The following is a 17002-nucleotide window of genomic DNA, read 5'->3' as shown; positions in this document are numbered from 1 at the left end:
TGGCACAAAAAAAGCGTCTTGAATTACCAAGACGCTCATTATATTTTTTATGAAATGTATGTTACAATGCCTTTACCTGATCAATGCTAAGACCTAAAGACAAATAGTAAATGACAGTTGACAACCTCATTACATTCATTTATCCATGGCACTATACTGAATTATAATATTTTGTTTATTCTTTCAGACGAATGCGCTTACCATCCCAAGAATACTTCTGTCGATGTTTAGTCTCCGAATATTGCAACTCCTCCGCTTCATAATCGATGATCTCTCCCTGCACAATATCTTTAATGATTAGTCCAGGTTCTAAGTGATGCTCTATAGGAAACAGTATCTTCTCTTCATAATAGCTTACGCCGGCATCACTCACTGAACTTTTAGAAAACATATCGACAAAATTTTCACCGTTCCATCCAAGATAATAGTGTGTGGTAGGAATTCCACATGCCTCACCATAGAAACCAACTCGGTGAATATACTGTAGACCTTCCAAACCCATATCTGGCAAAAGTTTGCTTTCTGTATATGTTTGACCATTCCTATAGACAGGGTAATGACTTCTGCCCATTAACTTGTTATCTGGGGTCAAATACTTCACTTCGCAGATATACGCGTTCCCACTATATTCCGAAGGCTTCTCGTAGCGTAATAACCCGTGGATGAACTGGTTACCTTGATCGTCGACTTGACGTCCTAAAGCGAGCAACCCCAGCCAGATAAATCCTTTTTTTATGTGTCCATTTTTTTCATATTGAACCTCGTGCCAAGGGGCTTCATACCCTCGAATAGTACGTTCGTTATAGCCATCACTCGTTATGTGCAGTATGGTTCCGTGCGTTAATGAATCTAAAAGATTGCCATCCGTATCGGGATAGTCTCGAATATACGCGACATCTGCAAAAACATAAGCTGTATCTCCTTTCTGCTTGTTCCATAAGTTATATCCCTCATAGACCTGATAAGCGGCTGGTGTATCCAGTTGTGCATACGTCGCGAAAGACACCAGCATGGAGAATAGTAGGTAAAATCTCTTCATCGCTCAAAATAAATGAAAATATAAAAATAATGCAATAGCTAAAACCCTGTAATTCAATTGGAATGAGCTTATCACAATCTGTGATAAGCGATCCGGTTCCAGCTTGCCTTATTAATCAGTCTTGCCATGCAATCTGTTTCTATAGAAAACACCCCAATTTGCGATTTCATCTATGATCGGTTCCATCGTTTTTCCATATTCCGTGACTTCGTATTCGACCGTTATTGGTTTTGTGTCGACGACGGTCCTCGTTACAAGCTGGTTCATTTCTAAATCTTGCAATTCTTTGGAAAGCATTTTGGCAGCAATACCATCAATCTCTCGTAAAAGATCCATAAATCGCATTTTCCCACCTTGCAAAAGTGTTCCGAGAATATGAATTTTCCATTTACCTGACAAGACCTGCATTGTGTCTGTTATTGCCGTTATTCTAACCTTACATTCTAAGGACTTCGTAACCGTTTTCCTCTTTAACATGCTGGAGTTTTTTTCAAAAATAAACAAACGAAAATTACTTACCAATTGGAAACTAGTTTCCAATTGGTAAGTAATGCATTTTTTAAACCGACCTTATATTACCTTTGCAGCACTATTTAGACATCAATAACAGTTAAATAAAAAATGAGAAAATTATCAGCTTTAACAATCGTTGCCGCGTTAGCATTGGCGGCTTGTGGAGGTAATTCCAACACAGACAAAGTACAGACATCAACAGCGCAAGAGGTTGCGACGGAAAAAGGCACCGTATTCCAACTTGATCGTGCGAACAGCTCTATAAAATGGAAAGCCTACCATAAAGGTGGTTTCGATCCTCGGTTTGGAACACTGGAGAGTGAAGGAATCCTGACACTGGAAAATGATATGATTGCAAGTGGCAAATTCACCATCGATATGAATTCTTTGCGCACGGATGATGCTGCTGTAGATGTAGCGAAAACAGACGGAAAGACAGCTGCTGATTTAGATGGACACTTAAAAAACGAAGACTTTTTCGAAGTTGAAAAATATCCTACATCGAAATTGGAAATCACCTCTGTAAGATCTTTTGATCCTGCAAAAGATCAAAGTGTACTAGCGGATGCAACAAACGTTATTAGTGGTAATCTAACAATTAAGGAAAAAACGGTAAATATATCTTTCCCAGCGAAAGTATCCATCAATGAAAACGAAGTAATTGTACAATCGAAATTCACCATTAATAGACAGGATTGGGGCCTTACTTACGGAACGGATGGCGATCCTAAGGATTGGATGATTTCACAGGAGGTTGACTTGGAATTTGATATCACCGCAAAAAAATAAATATCGCTGTTCACTAGGTGGCTTCAATGCGAAAAACCATCTACGTGAAAGTAGAGAGGCGGGCATCTTAACATGCCCGCCTCTTCGTTAGATTTTTGTACTTATACAGCGAAACTACGGTTTCAATATCACACTGCCTGTCGTTTTTCTGGATTCTATATCGGAATGAGCATGGGCTGCGTGGCGCAATGGATAAACAAGAGGGGCCTCCAAAATAATCTTGCCATTCATCAACAGATCAAATATCTCAGTTAATCCTTTACCGCTTTTGTCCTGGTATAAGGGGTAGTTATTCAGCGCATCAAACGCAAATTTGATATTTCTGCTTTCCATCAGCTCTTTATCAATCTCGGGCATCCCAGAAGACCATCCATACAAAACGGCGCTGCCACCATCTTTTAATAGAGACAGGGATTTTTCGAAAGTGGCTTTACCGATACCATCATAAAAAACATCTATACCTTTTCCATTGGTATAAGAATGAACAGCCGTTACCAAATCTTCTGAACTTAAATCAATCACCTGTGTAAAACCTCGTTTTACCGCAATCTTCTTTTTCGCTTCACTTCCTACTGTTCCGATAACAGTTGCTCCCAGAGCTTTCGCCCACTGACTTAAAATACTGCCCACACCTCCGGTCACACCATGAATCAAAACAACTTCAGCAGGTTTTAATGCATGACTTTGTTTCAGCAACATATGAGCCGTAAGCCCTTTTATCATGACCGAAGCCGCTAAGTCTAATGGAATTTCACTAGGAAGCTTGAATATCTCATGTTGATCGATATTTCTGCTTTCGGTATAAGCACCAAATGTTTTATAATAGGCAACATGATCGCCCACTTTATAATCGACAACCTCAGGACCAATCTCTTTTACTATACCTGCAGCTTCAAATCCAATAATGACCGGGTAATTCTCTACGGGAAAAGAACCGTTTCTGTAGTAAATATCGAAAAAGTTTACGCCAATGAACTGCTGAACAATCTGTACTTCATTTATTTTGGGACGCAGTAAGTCTCCGTGTTGGTATTCCAATACTTCCGGTGCCCCAGTTGTCTTTATTTGTACAAAACCTGTTGTTTTATGATCGTGTTCCATAATATTGTATTATAAATTTCTGATACAAAATTACCGCGTATCATACATATATGCACTATCACTTTCATAGGAGGAAGCACTTCCCTCGAGGAAAGTTTTTGTAAATTTGGAGTATGGGAGAAAAACTGGTCAACGGAAAAATATCAAATGAATGTATGCAACATTTCAATTCTGTGAAGGATGCACTTTATGTTTTGGAGGGTAAATGGAGCGTACTACTGATAGCAGCCTTTGCCTCCGGTAAAAAACGCTATCTCGAATTGCAGCGCATGGTTGAAGGGATCGGCCCCAAAATGCTTTCTAAAGAATTGAGCAAGTTAGAATTGAATGGTTTGATCAGCAGAACGCAGCTCAACACCAAACCTATAACGGTTGAATATGAGTTGACTGAATATGGGAAGTCATTACAACCTCTTATAGACGCTATAGGAGAATGGGGAAAAGAACACCGTGAAAAAATCAGGAAAGAGATCTCGGCATCAAGAAAGTAGTGAAATTAAAGCCTGGGGAATGGGTGTGAATAAGTTGGCATCTGAGGAGTTTGTAGCTATTATTCCCGGTGCGAGTTCAACCGATCAGGTTAAAAGCAATGTAAAATCCTGGAAATCTGAAATATCGGTTGATTTTTGGAAAGAATTGAAATCAGCAGGTCTTATTTACGAAAAAGCCCAGACGCCAGCATAACGATGGAGTATATTACGTTGAACGATGGAAATTCTTTGCCGCTTTTAGGATTCGAAACTTATAAAGCGAGTAAAGAAGAAGCAATCGAAAAGCTAATCCAAAATGCAAACATTACCTTGACAAACGGAAATGAATGGCTATGGAATTGCTCCCTGCTGGCGCCGGAACCGACCGAAGGGAGCTCTGCGTAGCAAATGTTTTCCGCTGCCTCCCTCCCATATAAGGATCGTCAAAGCCTACCGTTAAATCAGCCCGAATTATAGATCCTGCCCATTATACGGTCTCCCGTAAAGATCCCTCCTCTCCAATGAATACACTTGAAATAATTTCAAATTTACCGGATGTACTTAGCTCTATCAGTTGCATTTATCGAAAAACAACTTTATATTAGTGGAACAATTATTAACTGTAAACCCGATGAATGACACAACAACATATCATGAAATTATTCCACAAGAATATGTAGAGGAAGAACGCTATCCTGGATTACTTGAAAGGGTAAAAGCGATAGTGATCGATAACGTACTGGTGTTAGGATCTTTATTCCTTGTTTCTGCTATTATTTCCGCCTTTGGCGGTGCACCGGATAGTGTAAGGATAATCTGTCTGCTCTTTATCTTCTTCTTGTACGACCCGTTGTTCACCAGCATTTTTGGCGGCACGGTTGGCCATATGATAATGGGATTGCGCGTAAAGAAAGAACACGACGTAAGTAAAAACGTAATCTTTCCGCTTGCGGTGGTACGCTTTATCGCGAAGGTGTTCTTGGGAGGTATTTCATTAATAACGGTATCTACCAATGCGCGAAAACGCGCTATCCATGATCAGATATCGGGTACGATAGTGGTGTATGCTAAAAGCAAATAGACAGCAAATTATTAACTATAAAATTTAATGACCGTAATAACGTATGGAAATAACACTGTCAGAGTCGAGGAATATCACCGAAGAAAACATCTTGCCTTTGTACCATTCCAATAAATGGAGTGCCGCTAATAAGCCAAAGGAGCTATTGCTTGCACTTATCAATTCGCATACACTGATTACAGCATGGGAAGGTGACACGTTGGTAGGACTTGGTAATGCTATATCCGATGGACATCTGGTGGTGTATTATCCGCACCTATTAGTTATCCCCTCTTATCACGGTAAAGGTATCGGGCAACTGATCATGGCAAAGATGCAGGAGAAATACAAAGACTTCCACATGCAGATGCTAACAGCAGACGGAAAATCCATCGATTTCTATAAGAAGATCGGATTCGAAAGAGCCGGGCAAACGGAACCGAGGTGGATTTATGCGGGTGGGGATCATTAGAATGAAAATTTTGTAGCGATAGCTGCTAGCACAGACTCCAAGATCATGGAGATTGCTGTTGATGGTGATACACAGACAGATGTGAACAACCAAAATAAGAAGAAAAATTTGGCCCCAAACTGACGATTATTAATCAAACTGAATTATGAGAACCTGTATAGCATTTGTCATGTGTTTTGTGTTTATTTGTTGTATATCATCACCACAAAAAGAACAAAACCATCAAAAAAATAGCATTGACACCACAAATTCAATGGAAAAAATTCGAAAGCTAATGCAATCCGATAATCAACCCGACATCTTTATCGGAATAGGTGAAATAATCTGGGCTAAAATCCCGAAAAATGATAACAGCCTGATCTCCATCAACGAGGCGCAACGTAGGAGGTCAATTCAGAAGATTCATTAAGCTTGTTTAAATTTGATTGATAAAGTGCTAACGCTTCATCGTAGGATTTTTGCTGAAAAAAGTCTTCTCCATCCAATAAATTACTTAGCACCAACTCATCGCCAACAGCTTCTTTATATTCCCCCATTAAAGCTTTTTTTATCTGCAAACCATCAGAATTAAATTTTATACCGTTGATACTTTCTTCCCTAGGATAAAGGTTGACAACGAAAACCAAAATGTTAAAAATACCGAAAGAAATGCCAACCACGGTTTCCTGACCAAAATGTGTAGATAAGGGAAATGTAAAATAGAAGAAAAGGCCTACTGCAAGATTAGCTAATGGACCAGCCAATACGTAGAATATGCGCCGTACCCTATAATTTTTGTGGTTAGAAAAAAGAATGATGATATGACCAGTCTAGAGTTGGTGGTAAATCATTATTTTGGCACCAAAAAACTGTGCCCGCTGTACTAGATGTCCTTTCCCAAGAACCACTCGATGGGGATATTCACCGACCATGCGTGCACCTAACCAATGTCCAAATTCATGGATGATAATACTCGCTCCAATTAGGCTTAAGCATTTTCATAAACTCATGGGGAGGAAAATCAAAAGTCGATCTATATTATGAATCAAGACAAGATCATTATTTTCACGGGGTCATAGATTCTATATATCGACAGAAGGACAATCATAATGTCATGACGATTTCATCAGGACATAACATCTTTGAAGTAGCAGGTGAATGGGGTCACGCCGACATCTACAGTAAGTGGTGCAAAAATAATACATTGAGTTATTGTAAATGGGTAGTATCTGGCGGTCGGCGCTGCTCCTAGCATAGGTAAAAAGGGAGAACGGTTTTGAGGTTATTAAGTTTTGTTAAACCAGCTATGGGCTATAAATTTTGGCATTTTGTTTGTCACAATATTAGTATTCATAATTTAGGTTAATAATTAGTTAGTTAAAAATCCTGAAGCTCCTCGCTTCAGGATTTTTTTGTTTGATATATAATTTTCTATCACTTTTTTAGCAGCTTTGCTAAAAGTTCATTCAGCGCTAATCCTCGCAGATTTTTGGCGATCACTGTACCGTCTGGTGACAAAAGCAAATTATACGGTATTCTTGTCACCTGTAGTTGCTCCGCAATCAGAGTTTTACGTCCTTTAAGATCTGAAAGCTGCATCCATTCTCCTACTTGGTCTTCTGCGATGGCAGAGAGCCATCTATCCTTTGATGAATCAAGCGACACCGAGACGATGTCAAATCCTTTTGCGTGATAATCTTGGTACGCTTCTTTAAGCGCAGGGTGTTCATTACGACAGGGGGTACACCAGCTGGCCCAAAAATCCAATAGAACGTATCGACCCGTGGCGGCAGAAAATTGCCGTTGCACACCGTCTTTATCTGGCAACGAAAAGTTTGGCACCTGTATCTCGCTCAAGGGTGCCGACTGTTCGTCTATCGTTGCCTTGATCACCAGCCCCATGGGCATTTGCTGTAATTTGGGATCGAGGGCAGCAAACAGCGGTGAGAGCTCTGCATTATTATACCCCGTAGGTCTATTGTAGTCGCTCACCGCCACCAAAGCTACCGGCGTACTGGGATCCTTAGCAATCAACTCGCTTAAGAAACGGATCTCCGCTTCTTTTAGCGGTGCAAGCTGCCGCGTATAGCTCGCTATACTATCATGCTGCATAGACTTCTCGAACCGCTGCTTAGCCATATTTAATGGCTGCATCTGTAGATGTATCACCTCGATTTGCCGCCAGTAGTCGAGAAAATCCGGCTGTAGCGGCGCACCTGTCACTTCCGCATCGGCCAGATAATCCTTCACGTTTAGATCGACATGACCTCCATCTAGCAACAGGCGGTAGCGCTGCTTACGGAATATTTCGTATGGGGTTTGCACGCCTTTTTGCTCATAGCGCAAACTAAGCAAGACGGGTGCATTTGCGACGCCGTGGATCTGATACCGTCCATCTTGTGCACGAACCGTATCCATGTGCTGCTTACCTGCGTTCGAGTAGAGGTACACAATATAGCCGTCTGCAGGCCTTTGATGGTTTATATTGACGCTAAATGGGGTCTGCGCATACAGCGAAGTGCTTACAAAAGCGCTTGCTATATACAGCAGAGCAGTACACAGTAGCAAATCATTATTTTTAAATGCTTTCATACGATTACGGGTTTTCGGGCATATCAGGATTATATAAACGGACTTTAGCTGGCAGACGCAGCGTTAGGCGTGCTGGCGACAATGTAAATCGTTCTTGTACTTCGCCTGTGCTATTGTACAACACATGGGTGTAAACCGTATTTGCAAAAAGTGGGTCTTTCGATAAACGACGCATATCGAACCAGCGGAAGCCCTGTAGCGCAAATTCTCGGCGGCGTTCATCGATAATAAAACGAATCAGCTGAGTGCGATCATTGATGAATATCTGTGCTTCTGAGGTTCGCTTTGAGCGTAGTGTGTGCAGGTCGACTAGGGCTCGATCTACCGATCCTACGCGCGCCTCGCACTCGGCCCGCATCAGATAGAGATCTGGCATAGTGATCCCATAAGCTACAGACGACGATGGTGCATACTTCCTATACACATTAGGAGTGGGAAAGACAGTTCCAGCGGCAGCAAGACCTGGCTTGCGCGTGAAAAACAAAGCTCGCTTATCGTCTGATCCGAACAATGCATAGGTCTCTGGATTAAGGAGGATTTCGTTCGAGACGTTCACCCATTGCGACTGTATCTGCCTTGCGAAAAGGGATTCGAGGCTGCGCCATGGCAGCGGTGCTCCGGTATAGCTGTTTATGGTGGGAGCATAATACCAGGCACCGCCAGACGTCAACGTTTCATTGTAATTGAATAGCCCCACTTCAAATGATGTAGGCAGGTGCGAAAAAGAAAGATTAAACTGTACTAGCGCCTCCTCGTACTTCCCCATAAATAAGTATATTTTGCCGAGTAAGGCTTCGGCGGCAGCCAAAGTTATGCGCGTGCGTACATCGGTATTCTGTGGCAATAGAGGTATTGATTCGGTTATATCGTTTATCATAAAATCGTAAACCTGCTGCACAGATGCCCGTGTATAATTCTCGATGGCCACATCTGCCTCAGTAACAATGGGAAAGCCGGGATCAGTCGACGCGGTGTTGACGTCGTAGGGTTTGCCATAGTAATTGATCAGCATAAAATAGTGCCATGCGCGCGTAGCTCTAGCTTCCGCGGCGATCAATTGCTTCTCGGCCACCGTGCCGCCTTCAGCATCTCCAACCTCATTGGCGATCTTATTTAGCACGTAAACTTGTGCCATTAATGAGGTAAACTCACCTGCATCCTGCTCCTCGGTATACAATTCTTGCTCCCAGCGAAATCCCCGCTGTGTATATTCTTGCGCACTCGCCAGATAGTCGGAAAAAGCAGTGGCATCATCGCCCATCGCGATTTGTACCTCGGCAGAAGATCCATTTGACAGCAAGTTATTGTTATAAAAAAGATTCCGATAGTCCACAACCTCCTTTGCCAGTATTCGTCCTTTTGGATCTACTTCCAAAAAACTATCTGAACAGCTACTGAGCGATAGATTCAGTACACCTATAATGGTATATGATATAAATTTAATTCTTGTCATTTCGTTTTAAAATGTAATGTTCGTACCTACAGAAAATGTATGCTGCCCTGATAATTGCGTTCGCAGGCCAGTCAGTGGCGTAATATATTCGGGATCGATGTTGTAGGCGTTGGCCTTCCAGAGCATGATGTTACCCATTTGCGCCTGTACCGACATTGCGAAGATACCGACCCGTTTGATAGGTGCTACCGGCAACGCATACGATAGGGTGATATCGCGAAGTTTGATAAAAGAGGCGTCTACCACATTTCTGTCTGCGAACATATAATAGTTGACCCAGCGATCTCTTGTGCTCGCGCTTACATTCCCTACCCACCTTGGGATATCTGTGTGAGCTTCATCTCCTGGATTCTTCCAACGGTTTGCAAAATCCGCGTGTTCATTACCAACAGATATGGAGCCAGCGCTCGGATTCATTCGGTTACCGTTATACTTACGGTTCACATCACGACGCATCACATGCCCAAGGTTTCCAATCACGTTGATATTAAGTCCTATGCTCCGGTATTGAAAACCATTAGTAAACCCGCCGGCCCACTTCGGCTGGTAGGTGCCCATAAACACCATGTCCTCTGGCTTTGCAACATTCAGGGCTTTTGAGATAGAACCATCACTGAGGCGGATCTGCGGATCTCCCATACCGTCCAATCCTTCATATCTGTACGCAAAAATTGCATAGGCTGCATACCCTTCAAAAAAGCCTCCATATGCATTATTAGAGATGATCGAATTGCCTGTTGGATTGGTCAGTGAAGTCGATAACTTGGTGATTTTATTTTTGTTGTAAGAAGCATTCAGCACAATACGCCACTGAAAGTCGCGATACTGAACCGGTATAACGCGAAGACCGAGTTCTATTCCTTTATTTTCTAGGTCCCCAAGGTTGCCTACTATTGTTGTATATCCGGAAAAGGGATTAGCGGGTCTGTTCCCTAATAAATCAGAGGTACGGCGACGATATATATCTATTGATCCTATAACGCGATTATTGAAGAATCCAAAATCGGTTCCAAAATTAATAGTCCGGGTAGATTCCCAGGTGAGGCCACGATTGGCTGGGATTGCAATGCGGTAAGCGCCTTCGGGAAACGAGCTCGATGTCGTCGAGCTTGCGATGATATCTTTGGAAGCTGCGGTACCTGGTGAGGGTGCGGTACCCGTAAGTCCATAGGTAGCCCGTACCGCCAACTGATTAATCCATTTAACATCGGTCAGAAAATACTCCTTTGCAATATCGTACCGACCACCGATACTCCATACGGGCCTATTTTGACTTGCTTTGTCGATACCAAATAGGCTGGATTGATCCCAACGCCAGCTGGTATTGATGCTGTAACGTTCTAGAAAGGTATAGGAGATATTGGCATATACTGATCGAAAACGTGCTGTATTTTCGGTATTTTGATAATCCATCGCATAGTTCCAAATGCTACGGGTCGAATTGTACAACATGACGGGGTTGGCAATACCTGCGCCTAGCGTTGCATAATCCAGTGGAATAGCTGTGAGCATCTGATCGTGATACCCCCATACCGTATTGGTATTACCACGGCTGGTACTCTCACTCTGCTCGAAACCTGCGAGTGCGGTGAGCTGATGCACGCGGTCCAACCATGCCTTATTGTAATTGAGTTGGTTTCGGATCGTCCAGTTGGTCTGCAGCGTATTACCCGTGGTGTACCTTCCGCCAGATGCAGGCATATAATAGCGGATTGTATTATCTACTTTTGATCCTGTAGCAAAGCTCGCCGCCATATTGCGCACAGTATACGAACGATCGCTCAAATAGCCCGTCGTATTTGTCACTCCTCGATTCCAGCCATAGATACCTTCAAAATCAAGGCCTTCTAAAAGCTTGATCCGTAACCCCGAATTGACACGAGCAGACAGGTAGTCTGAATCATTGTAACCGTATTCCCCCTCCAGCAAGGGCACGTAGTCAAGACTGATACCGCTCCGTGTTTCATAATCTTGCTGCAAGCTGGATATACGATATAGCCAAGGCATAGCTATAGGGTTGCCGCTTTCATCGGCAAACATCTGGTAAGGTAAAAAGTTAGAACCGGTGGTTAGTATAGGCTTGCTAGCATTCCGTCGATTGGTTAAATCAGTAACGAGATAGAGGTTTATACGCTCGTGGGGGCTATAGTCCTGGCGCAGGTTGACCTTGTAGGTATTATTTCGATTTTTAGGCTGCGTATTCCGATCATCTGTATAGGATAGTGATCCATAAAACCTATATTTTTCTTGCCCTCCCCGTAAGGATAGTGTATGATTGCTGAGTAGCGCGTTGCGATAAAACAACTCTTCTAACTGACGACGATTATCCAGGCCGGACAGACTGTCTAAAAGATAGTCCCGCTGGGCCACGGAGATGATACCTCTCGTCGGATCGCCATCGAAAAGTATCTGCTCATGTGGAGCAACGCCGGGACTAACGCTGTACGCTGGCTGTGAGACTGTCGCCCAGCTGGTGTTGTTTATATCAAAAATCTCTGTTGCTGCGGTGATAAACTGACGGCTATTGAGTACGGGAAAATACGAAAGATCGGGCTTGCCCATAAAGTTGTAAAACATATTGTAATCCACTTGGATTTTTCCAGAGTTTCGTCCCTTCTTGGTGGATATCACAATCACGCCGTTCGATGCACGCGAGCCCCATATCGAAGTCGCTGTTGCATCTTTAAGGACGTTGATGCTTTCGACGTCTTGCGGATTGACATCATTGATGCTATTCACGGGTACACCATCTACCACCACGAGTGGACTGCGATCTGTACCTGCATATGGCGTTAGTGAGCTTGGCGTGTACACACCTACAGATGAAATACCTCTGATCTGGTATTGATCGGTGCCGCGCGCATTGTTTACCGTGAGGCCAGGGATCAATCCGTCTAATCGCTGTAGCACATTCATAGAGCCGGTACGTTGGTCAAAGAGTTCCATATCGGGCTGCGCAAATGAACCGGCACTGCGCTCCCTTGGGAGTTTCTGATATCCCGTATTGACATACACTTCTTCTATAGCCTCCTGTGTCATATGGAGTACGACGCGCATGGTGGTGGTTGCTGGCACCACTTTTTCTGCATACCCCAATATCTGAAACTGTAACCTATCCGTTATAGGTATGCCCTGGAGTTCGAACCGTCCCTCCCGATCCGTGACCGTAAACTGTGGTTTGCTTACCACTCGGACGGCAACCCCCGCGATGCCCCCCCCAACACTATCGACTACACTACCCGAAATCATTGTCTGTTGCCCCATGTGCAGTGTCGACAGGATGTTTTTTTCTACCTTACGCAGGACAATTTTTTTATTGATCTGTCGGAAGGTTATGTTTCTTCCACGGAGTAATTCCTCTAGTATCTCTTGAACAGTATGTGTCGATTTGGACAGATATAGTCCGTGGATGTCGGATACATCGGTTTTGTTAAAGAGAAAAATGAAGGGTGTCGATGTCTCTATCTTATGGATAGCGTCTAATAATGATTCATTATTAAGCGCAAGAACAACTTTTGTCTCATTGATATGCTGTGCATTTAATGCATGTGCGCTCAGTTGGAGACATGCCGTAAAAACGATATTAAAAATAATGCTAATACGCATAATTCTAAAGAATAAGCGGGACGTCAAAAATCCCCGAAAAAAATTCATATTTTAGTTCAGTTTTAAATGTACTCGAAATATTTAAAGCTCTGCCTGAGACTGGTCGCACCCGGTTTCAGGCTCTTTTTTTGGCACTTATTTGCTGTGTCAATTGTGGTTAGTTAGTTTTTTTTGCTACACTATTGGTTATCCTCCTTTCATTTTTGTTACGTGGTGTCTGATTATTGATCTTTTTAACGCGGCTGGAGATAGATATCCTCGCCTTCTAGCCTATATTCAACATTATAAAATGCAGCTATGGCATCCATTACCTCGGATAATGGTTCGTGTGCTAAGAATGTCGCAGACAACCGTTTATACCCAATTAATTGTTCGGGATAGTGAACGCGTACCTTATACTTATTTTCTAACGATCTAAATGCCTGCTCGGGTGTTGTGTCATTAAAGAATAAATCGCCTGCATGCCAGGCGACCACAGGTGTCAGTACGACGGACTTCTTGTTATAGGTAGCGTTTGTCGCATCAAAAGTGATCTGCTGTTTCGCATGTACCACACCCAACACTTTACCATCTGCTTCCAGTTGTACTTTGCCCTCTGTAACTGTAACTTCTATACTCGTCTTGTTATTCGCTTTCACATTGAACTTTGTTCCCAGGACCCGCGTCTGCGCGCGCGCAGTCTTGACTATGAATGGTTTATTCTTCTTCTTGGCGACATCGAAAAATGCTTCTCCTTCTAGTATGACGATACGGTCTGCGTGACCGAAGTCTTTTGCATACGACAGTGCACTTCCTTCATTCAGGATTACCACACTGCTATCCGGCAAGATCACGTATTCTCTCCTATCATGCGTTTCTATCCGCTCGGTGTGCGCAACGTTTACGGCCTCAGTCGTCTCGGCATTCTGATAACGTAGTAGGGCTACTACTAATCCAGATAGGATAAGAACCATGGCTGCTGCCAACCACCAGATGGTCTGTCTCCGCTTTATTAATGGCTGTGGCCTATTTAAGATATGGGTATAGATAGCGTCTGCTTCCGCTGTTGGCAAAGTGTCTCTTGGATATGCATCGAAGGCTTCTTCGAGCAGCACTTTAAGATCCGCATCGTGGTTCATATTCAGCAGGGCAGACTCAAACTCCTCACGTTCCGTTGCGGTAGCTGTATCGGCAACATACCGGTCATAGAGATATTTCAGACGTTTATTCATATATTAGGATGACTGTACACTATATAGATGCACGAGGGTACCCGTGGGGGTAGAAGAATTTCAAAAAAATAAATGGGGGTCTTTTTTGTGCTATAGTGCTTCTAGTTGAGCCATTCAAGTAGCAACAACAAAAATATAGTTTGGTAGTTTTGAATGACAAACTGCCGAATGCTGCGCAAAGCTTGTTTCATATGGGTCTGCACGGTAAGTTTCGATAGGCCCAACCGACTAGCTACTTCTTCATACGAACAGCCTTCCATATGGCAACATATGTAAACTTTCCGCTGTTGAGGTGTTAGCTGATTGATTGCACGATCGAGGATACGTTGTGCTTCGTTATAAAATATAGTATCATCCGTGGTATTTCTGGCTTCTTTCCATGAAGCGGCCAATTCTTTTTCTACCCGCATTTCGAGAGCACGACGGCGGATAACCTGCAGCGCTTGATTCCGCGCTATTGTGCGTAGCCAAGCATATAAATTTTCAATTTTTAGCAATTCTTTACCGTACTGCCAAAGCTTCATAAACACGTCTTGGACGATCTCATATGCCCATTCTTTGTCTTTAACAATATGTAGAGCAAATGAATATACTCTGTCTATATAAAACCGATAAATGCTATCAAAAGAAGCCTGATGTCCTTCAGCGACACGCCGAAGAAGCACGGATTCATTATCTAACGTTGGATAGTACATCTATGTAAAAAGAGGTTTAAGCAAATATAAAAAATTTCCATCAACTTATCGAGGAGATCAATACAGATCGCACAAACTTTGCACATAGGTAGAATGATCTCATTCTGGTTTCTAGCGGATGCTATAATTCCACTAGCGGATAAAAAAGGGATTATTAAAGAACCGTAAGCTTCTGTTTAATTTAGTAAAACTTAAGACCGTATACAAATCCATTTCTCCTCTAATAAAACTTCACGAAATGAACTATTGGAAACCGTCAACAAAAGTTGACAAATAATTCCTATTTTAGTACTTCAAACTGATCTAAATTGACTTAAAATACATGATGCATATAACCTTCGCGAAATTCACCAGGACTAAATCCAACGGACACATAGGGATAATGGATGCAAATTTCCTGACAAATTAAAGCCGTATGAAAAAAAACACCTTGATAGTTATTGGAATTCCGGTATTATATGCGGTTGTTCTTCGGCTTTTTTTTGGCATCGACACATGGAACGAGCTGTTCTCGGTGATGTCAATCACGTTTTTATTTCTATTGCCGACAATCGTTGGTGCTTTGACGGTTTACCTGTCACCCCCCGAAAAAGCAAAAAACATAGCCTATAGAATATGTACTCCTTGGATACCTATCTTTCTTTTCTTAATCATCACGCTAGTTTTAAAGGTTGAAGGTTGGGCATGTTGGTTAATGATATTGCCTGCATTTTTAATAGCAGCTTCTATTGGAGGAGTGATTGGCGGCTACTTAAAGACAAATAGAACTAACAACAGGCTCAGCATCTCCCTTTTGGTACTTCTGCCCTTTTTCGCCGGTCCAATTGAAAGCCTGATTGAAAAAATCCCAGCAACTTATACGGCCTATACGCATATTGACATCGACGCACCAGCAGAAAAGATTTGGGACAATGTAACCCGTGTAAAGGAAATCCCCAGTGAACTGGATAAGGGATATTTGACTAATATACTGGGATTTCCTCGACCAGTTAGAGCAGAACTGGATTTTGAAGGTGTCGGAGCATATAGAGAAGCTGTTTTCACAAAAGGGCTTGTATTCCACGAAACAGTCATAGAATACATCGACAATAAAAAAATGGTCTTTACTATAAAAGCATATCCACACGAAATCCCGTCTACCACGTTAGATGAACACATCGTGATCGGCGGAGATTATTTTGATGTTCTAAATGGAACATATGAACTTGAAAAATTGGCAAATGGTCTCCACCGCTTACATTTATACAGCCATTTTAAAATGAATACTACTTTTAACTTCTATGCGGGTTGGTGGGGAAAATGGATTATGAAGGACATTCAGAACAACATTTTGCAAATTGAAAAAGAAAGGTCTGAAGAGTAATTCAATGAAAAAGTTAATATTAAACAATCTAACCCTAGCCTGGGTATTAGCACGGGTAAATTAAACCCACCATCGAGCACATGTCGTCAAAAAAGCACCTCAAAGCAATGGTCTGTGTAAGACGACCTACCAAACCGACTAACCAGCAAAAAAGAAAATATGAAAAAAGTAATTGCTGCAATTAATATGACGCTTGATGGGTTTTGTGACCATACCTCAGGTGTGCCCGACGAAGAACGCTGATCTGTTGAGAAGCGCTGATACCGCTTTATATGGCAGGATAACCTACCAGCTTATGGAATTTTGGCGAACCGTCCTGGAAAATCCTACAGGCGATAAAGCAATGGATGACTTTGCAGTCGCAATAGACAATACTTCGAAGATTGTTTTTTCCCGTACCTTGCAACATGTAGATCTTACACCTACACGAAGTTTATCTAAATTCATTTTTGCTTCAAGTTTTTAGACAAACTTAAAAACCTAACAAACAAGAAATTAACACCAGTATTACTGCAAATATTTATCTAAAGTTCATCTAATTCATCTCTCTTCCACAACTTTAGACAAACTTGGCAACTAATACACATACGCATCTCTCAACTTTTCTAAAAGACCTAAAAACCTATCTTAAAAGAATGTCTAAAATGTCTACAAAAAAA

General features: G+C 42.3%; 17 protein-coding genes. 8 read left to right on the top strand and 9 right to left on the bottom strand.

The annotated features are described in order from the left end of the window. Positions 1-175: 175 nt before the first annotated feature. The gene (locus tag FAZ15_RS10090; protein WP_136901174.1) at positions 176-1039 is read right to left on the bottom strand and encodes a hypothetical protein; all 864 of its coding nucleotides are present in this window, start codon (positions 1037-1039) and stop codon (positions 176-178) included. A gap of 111 nt (positions 1040-1150) precedes the next feature. Continuing rightward, the gene (locus tag FAZ15_RS10085) at positions 1151-1516 is read right to left on the bottom strand and encodes a winged helix-turn-helix transcriptional regulator (protein WP_136901173.1); all 366 of its coding nucleotides are present in this window, start codon (positions 1514-1516) and stop codon (positions 1151-1153) included. A gap of 144 nt (positions 1517-1660) precedes the next feature. On the opposite strand from FAZ15_RS10085, the gene FAZ15_RS10080 reads away from it, so the two are divergent. Continuing rightward, positions 1661-2341: a YceI family protein gene (locus FAZ15_RS10080; RefSeq protein WP_136901172.1), complete on the top strand. Its 681-nt coding sequence runs from the start codon at positions 1661-1663 to the stop codon at positions 2339-2341. A gap of 114 nt (positions 2342-2455) precedes the next feature. Here the strand turns inward: FAZ15_RS10080 and FAZ15_RS10075 are convergent, their stop codons facing one another. Then, on the bottom strand, positions 2456-3442 hold the full coding sequence (locus FAZ15_RS10075; RefSeq protein ID WP_136901171.1) for a quinone oxidoreductase family protein: 987 nt from the start codon (positions 3440-3442) through the stop codon (positions 2456-2458). Positions 3443-3555: 113 nt separating this feature from the next. Between FAZ15_RS10075 and FAZ15_RS10070 the strand changes: the two genes are divergently transcribed. The 5 genes from FAZ15_RS10070 (at position 3556) to FAZ15_RS10050 (ending at position 5444) form a co-directional block, all read left to right on the top strand. Next, positions 3556-3933: a winged helix-turn-helix transcriptional regulator gene (locus FAZ15_RS10070; RefSeq protein ID WP_136901170.1), complete on the top strand. Its 378-nt coding sequence runs from the start codon at positions 3556-3558 to the stop codon at positions 3931-3933. A gap of 19 nt (positions 3934-3952) precedes the next feature. Further along, on the top strand, positions 3953-4126 hold the full coding sequence (locus tag FAZ15_RS10065; RefSeq protein ID WP_238387210.1) for a hypothetical protein: 174 nt from the start codon (positions 3953-3955) through the stop codon (positions 4124-4126). A gap of 2 nt (positions 4127-4128) precedes the next feature. Further along, complete coding sequence (locus FAZ15_RS10060) at positions 4129-4317, top strand: hypothetical protein (protein ID WP_136901168.1); 189 nt, start codon at positions 4129-4131, stop codon at positions 4315-4317. 226 nt (positions 4318-4543) lie between these two features. Continuing rightward, the gene (locus FAZ15_RS10055; protein ID WP_162304918.1) at positions 4544-4993 is read left to right on the top strand and encodes an RDD family protein; all 450 of its coding nucleotides are present in this window, start codon (positions 4544-4546) and stop codon (positions 4991-4993) included. A 43-nt stretch (positions 4994-5036) separates the two neighbouring features. Continuing rightward, positions 5037-5444: a GNAT family N-acetyltransferase gene (locus FAZ15_RS10050; protein ID WP_136901166.1), complete on the top strand. Its 408-nt coding sequence runs from the start codon at positions 5037-5039 to the stop codon at positions 5442-5444. 365 nt (positions 5445-5809) lie between these two features. Here the strand turns inward: FAZ15_RS10050 and FAZ15_RS10045 are convergent, their stop codons facing one another. The 6 genes from FAZ15_RS10045 to FAZ15_RS10020 form a co-directional block, all read right to left on the bottom strand. After that, positions 5810-6187 carry a hypothetical protein gene (locus FAZ15_RS10045; RefSeq protein ID WP_136901165.1) on the bottom strand — a complete coding sequence of 126 codons (378 nt, stop codon included), beginning with the start codon at positions 6185-6187 and terminating at the stop codon, positions 5810-5812. A 670-nt stretch (positions 6188-6857) separates the two neighbouring features. Further along, positions 6858-7991, bottom strand: a complete 1134-nt coding sequence (locus FAZ15_RS10040; RefSeq protein ID WP_162304917.1) for a TlpA disulfide reductase family protein — start codon at positions 7989-7991, stop codon at positions 6858-6860. Between the two features lie 28 nt (positions 7992-8019). Beyond that, positions 8020-9468: a RagB/SusD family nutrient uptake outer membrane protein gene (locus tag FAZ15_RS10035; RefSeq protein ID WP_136901163.1), complete on the bottom strand. Its 1449-nt coding sequence runs from the start codon at positions 9466-9468 to the stop codon at positions 8020-8022. A gap of 6 nt (positions 9469-9474) precedes the next feature. Next, positions 9475-13074 carry a SusC/RagA family TonB-linked outer membrane protein gene (locus FAZ15_RS10030; RefSeq protein WP_162304916.1) on the bottom strand — a complete coding sequence of 1200 codons (3600 nt, stop codon included), beginning with the start codon at positions 13072-13074 and terminating at the stop codon, positions 9475-9477. Positions 13075-13307: 233 nt separating this feature from the next. Continuing rightward, a complete protein-coding gene (locus tag FAZ15_RS10025; RefSeq protein ID WP_136901161.1) occupies positions 13308-14285 on the bottom strand; it encodes a FecR family protein in 978 nt (325 codons plus the stop codon). Between the two features lie 101 nt (positions 14286-14386). Next, a complete protein-coding gene (locus tag FAZ15_RS10020) occupies positions 14387-14980 on the bottom strand; it encodes an RNA polymerase sigma-70 factor (RefSeq protein ID WP_136901160.1) in 594 nt (197 codons plus the stop codon). 415 nt (positions 14981-15395) lie between these two features. Here FAZ15_RS10020 and FAZ15_RS10015 point away from each other — a divergent pair, with 415 nt between their 5' ends. Both FAZ15_RS10015 and FAZ15_RS10010 read left to right on the top strand, forming a co-directional pair. Next, positions 15396-16343: an SRPBCC family protein gene (locus FAZ15_RS10015; RefSeq protein WP_136901159.1), complete on the top strand. Its 948-nt coding sequence runs from the start codon at positions 15396-15398 to the stop codon at positions 16341-16343. Positions 16344-16539: 196 nt separating this feature from the next. Beyond that, positions 16540-16809, top strand: coding sequence for a hypothetical protein (locus FAZ15_RS10010; protein WP_202912360.1), 270 nt, complete (start codon positions 16540-16542; stop codon positions 16807-16809). The last annotated feature ends 193 nt before the right edge of the window (positions 16810-17002 follow it).

It is taken from the genome of Sphingobacterium olei, assembly GCF_005048855.1.
GTDB classification, from domain to species: domain Bacteria; phylum Bacteroidota; class Bacteroidia; order Sphingobacteriales; family Sphingobacteriaceae; genus Sphingobacterium; species Sphingobacterium olei.
Note: the sequence above shows the minus strand (reverse complement) of the source record. Positions and strands in the feature narration are given on the sequence as shown.

Coding starts and splice junctions, on each gene's coding strand:
- FAZ15_RS10090 (WP_136901174.1), bottom strand. CDS start 1,039: ATGAAGAGATTTTACCTACTATTCTCCATGCTGGTGTCTTTCGCGACG.
- FAZ15_RS10085 (WP_136901173.1), bottom strand. CDS start 1,516: ATGTTAAAGAGGAAAACGGTTACGAAGTCCTTAGAATGTAAGGTTAGA.
- FAZ15_RS10080 (WP_136901172.1), top strand. CDS start 1,661: ATGAGAAAATTATCAGCTTTAACAATCGTTGCCGCGTTAGCATTGGCG.
- FAZ15_RS10075 (WP_136901171.1), bottom strand. CDS start 3,442: ATGGAACACGATCATAAAACAACAGGTTTTGTACAAATAAAGACAACT.
- FAZ15_RS10070 (WP_136901170.1), top strand. CDS start 3,556: ATGGGAGAAAAACTGGTCAACGGAAAAATATCAAATGAATGTATGCAA.
- FAZ15_RS10065 (WP_238387210.1), top strand. CDS start 3,953: ATGGGTGTGAATAAGTTGGCATCTGAGGAGTTTGTAGCTATTATTCCC.
- FAZ15_RS10060 (WP_136901168.1), top strand. CDS start 4,129: ATGGAGTATATTACGTTGAACGATGGAAATTCTTTGCCGCTTTTAGGA.
- FAZ15_RS10055 (WP_162304918.1), top strand. CDS start 4,544: ATGAATGACACAACAACATATCATGAAATTATTCCACAAGAATATGTA.
- FAZ15_RS10050 (WP_136901166.1), top strand. CDS start 5,037: ATGGAAATAACACTGTCAGAGTCGAGGAATATCACCGAAGAAAACATC.
- FAZ15_RS10035 (WP_136901163.1), bottom strand. CDS start 9,468: ATGACAAGAATTAAATTTATATCATATACCATTATAGGTGTACTGAAT.
- FAZ15_RS10030 (WP_162304916.1), bottom strand. CDS start 13,074: ATGCGTATTAGCATTATTTTTAATATCGTTTTTACGGCATGTCTCCAA.
- FAZ15_RS10025 (WP_136901161.1), bottom strand. CDS start 14,285: ATGAATAAACGTCTGAAATATCTCTATGACCGGTATGTTGCCGATACA.
- FAZ15_RS10020 (WP_136901160.1), bottom strand. CDS start 14,980: ATGTACTATCCAACGTTAGATAATGAATCCGTGCTTCTTCGGCGTGTC.
- FAZ15_RS10015 (WP_136901159.1), top strand. CDS start 15,396: ATGAAAAAAAACACCTTGATAGTTATTGGAATTCCGGTATTATATGCG.
- FAZ15_RS10010 (WP_202912360.1), top strand. CDS start 16,540: ATGGGTTTTGTGACCATACCTCAGGTGTGCCCGACGAAGAACGCTGAT.